Origin of the sequence: Protofrankia sp. Cr1, assembly GCF_963555865.1 — a bacterium.
Taxonomy (GTDB): domain Bacteria; phylum Actinomycetota; class Actinomycetes; order Frankiales; family Frankiaceae; genus Protofrankia.
Genome location: NZ_CAUVXO010000602.1, coordinates 1,062 through 3,527, shown reverse-complemented (window position 1 = coordinate 3,527; position 2,466 = coordinate 1,062). Strand labels below are relative to the sequence as shown.

3 protein-coding genes are annotated in these 2,466 nt (G+C 67.8%); 1 reads left to right on the top strand and 2 read right to left on the bottom strand.

Translation table 11 applies throughout. The features are described 5' to 3' along the window. Positions 1-64 precede the first annotated feature (64 nt). Positions 65-1,081, bottom strand: a complete 1,017-nt coding sequence (locus tag U9980_RS26535; RefSeq protein ID WP_322770431.1) for an LLM class F420-dependent oxidoreductase — start codon at positions 1,079-1,081, stop codon at positions 65-67. A gap of 36 nt (positions 1,082-1,117) precedes the next feature. Here U9980_RS26535 and U9980_RS26530 point away from each other — a divergent pair, with 36 nt between their 5' ends. After that, the gene (locus U9980_RS26530; protein ID WP_322770430.1) at positions 1,118-1,705 is read left to right on the top strand and encodes a DUF1353 domain-containing protein; all 588 of its coding nucleotides are present in this window, start codon (positions 1,118-1,120) and stop codon (positions 1,703-1,705) included. On the opposite strand, the gene U9980_RS26525 is transcribed toward U9980_RS26530, so the two are convergent. Next, positions 1,682-2,266, bottom strand: a complete 585-nt coding sequence (locus tag U9980_RS26525; RefSeq protein WP_322770429.1) for a hypothetical protein — start codon at positions 2,264-2,266, stop codon at positions 1,682-1,684. The two genes, U9980_RS26530 and U9980_RS26525, sit on opposite strands and share 24 nt — an antisense overlap. Positions 2,267-2,466 lie beyond the last annotated feature (200 nt).

Sequence of the window (2,466 nt, the reverse complement as noted above, 5' to 3'; positions counted from 1 at the left end):
CCGGCAGGTTACAGGTTCGAGTCCTGTCGCGGGAGCGCTATTTGAGTATGTCGCTGCGCATCGGTCAGGTGCGGGCCTGTCGCGCCGCGCCAGGCGCAACCGCACGCATCACCTCGTCAGCGGGGTCGCCCCACCCGATCCCGACGATGACGACCGTGGTGGCGCCGGCGTCCACGTAGCGTTGGATCCCAGCCCGACACTGCTCGGGCGTGCCATGGACGATCAGCTGGTCGACGACCTCGTCCGGGATCGCAGCGACCGCGCCACGCCGGTCGCCCGCCGCCCACGCATCCCACATCGGTGTGAGCAGTTTCTCCCGCCCCAACCAGCGCTGGTAGGCGGCGTAGACCTCCACGTTGAGATACGCGGCGATCATTCGCCGGGCGTCGGTGCGCAGCCGATCGGGGTCCGGATTGGTCGAGACGAAGACCTTACAGACGATTTCCCTGTCCGGACCGACCTCGGCGCGCACGGTGTCACGCAGGTCGTCCGCGGACAGCCAGTTGAGGATGACGCCGTCGGCCTCGCGCGACGCCATCCGCAGCATCCCCGGCCGCAGCGCGGCGACCAGAAGCGCCGGTGGCACCTGTGGGACCACTCCGAGGCGGAAACCGCGCACGGTGAAGGTGTCGAACGCCGCGTCGACCCGCTCACCCGCGAACGCCTGCCGCAGGAAGCGGACCATGTCGCGGGTGTGGCGGTAGGGCTCGGTGAACGGGATGCCGTTCCAGCCCTCGACGATGGGCTTGGATGACGCTCCGATGCCGAGCGCGAACCGGCCGGGTGCGGCTTCGGCGAACGTGGCCGCGGTGGTGGCCAACAGCGCCGGCCCGCGGGTGAAGACAGGCAGAATCGCCGTTCCCAGCCGCGCGGTCGGCACCCAGCACGAGGTGAGTGCCAACGGGATGATTCCGTCGGTAGTGTCGGCCTCGGCGGACCAGAAATCGGTGTAGCCGAGTTCGGACAGTTCCACGAACAGTTCACGACTGGCGGACAGCGGCACGTCGAGGACCGGAAGATGAACGCCGTAACGGGCCGCACCCGCCGCACCACGACCATCCATACCGCTACTTTCCGTCATTGATCGAAGACCTCCGAGCGAAGTAACGAGGGAGCCATGCCATTCGTCAGCGGCGGTGTTGTCGTCGAAGAGATCGACGAGGTGAGTTGGCGGGTCCTGGAGGCGGTCGTGTATCAGGGCAACGAGCAGCTGTTCACTGTCGAGAAGGGCTTCGTCACCGACTTCGCGTCGGTACCGCAAATCTTCACCTGGCTGATACCCAGGTATGGACGGTACACCAAGGCAGCCATCCTCCATGACTGGCTTTGGGGACTGGCAGACCGTGGCGGCATCGAACGCGCCGACGCGGACGGAATCTTCCGGCGCGCGATGCGGGAACTGGACGTGTCCTTCTTACGGCGCTGGCTCATGTGGGGAGCGGTCAGGCTCGCCGCTGTCCGCAAGTCAGGACTTTCCACCCTGTGGCACCCCGGGTTCGGTCAGTTCGCCGCGTTCGTCGCGGTCCTGGTTCCCGGCTTTCTCTTCGTGCTCGTACCCGGACTCGTCGTCCTGGCCGCGCTCGGCGTCTTCTACGTCGCCGAATCCGTCACGTTCGTCCTGCTGAAGATCGGCGGAGGCCGGAAACCATCGGGAACCCCGGCAAAGAAGATCAACCGCCCGTCATTCCCCTGGACGTCGTCGTAGGGCCTGCGACCGGGCTGCCCGGGAATGGGCAGCCCGAGAATGGGCCGCCTGAGAATGGGCCGCCCGGGAACGCAGCGCGAGGGATCCGGCGAACAGCCCGACGGTGATGGCAAACTGGCCGAACCACCAGGGCGCCAGCACATGGTGACCAGATGTCGGGCACAGCGCCGACAGCAGGACGAGACCCGCGCTTGCATAGGTGGCCAGGCCGTACCCGGCGCGTCGGCCGGCGAGCAGCGTCACGACGGCGGCGAGCAGGATCAACAGGGTCACGTTGCCGACGGCGTTGATCCAGGCGGGCACAACCGGATCCGGGCCGTCCGGTATCGGCTCGATCGCCCCGGCGGTGAGGAAACCGACCACCATGACCAGTGCCCACAGCCGCGCCGTCGTGGGCCGCATGCCCAGGGCGCGCACCGCGGGTCGGCGACGCCACCGCACCGCGACCGGCTGGCCGGCTGGCGGTTGGCGGATCCCCGACTCGAGTACGTCCAGCGACTCGGGTACGTCCGCGGGTCGCGCGGCCCGGAACGCCTCCGCCTCCGCCTCGGTGTCGGGCACGGACGCACCTCGACGGGTCGTTATCGGTGCAGCCTCAGTTGTGATGGTCATATTCCTCAGGGTAGATCTGTTCATCCACGATCGCGAGCGCACCGCAGACATCGACTCATACAGCCGGGCCGGCCGCATTCAGCCGCCGGGCCGGGCGGCTACGTGGCGACTGAACAACCGCGTAACCGCCCCGGCGTCAGGCGTTGTGA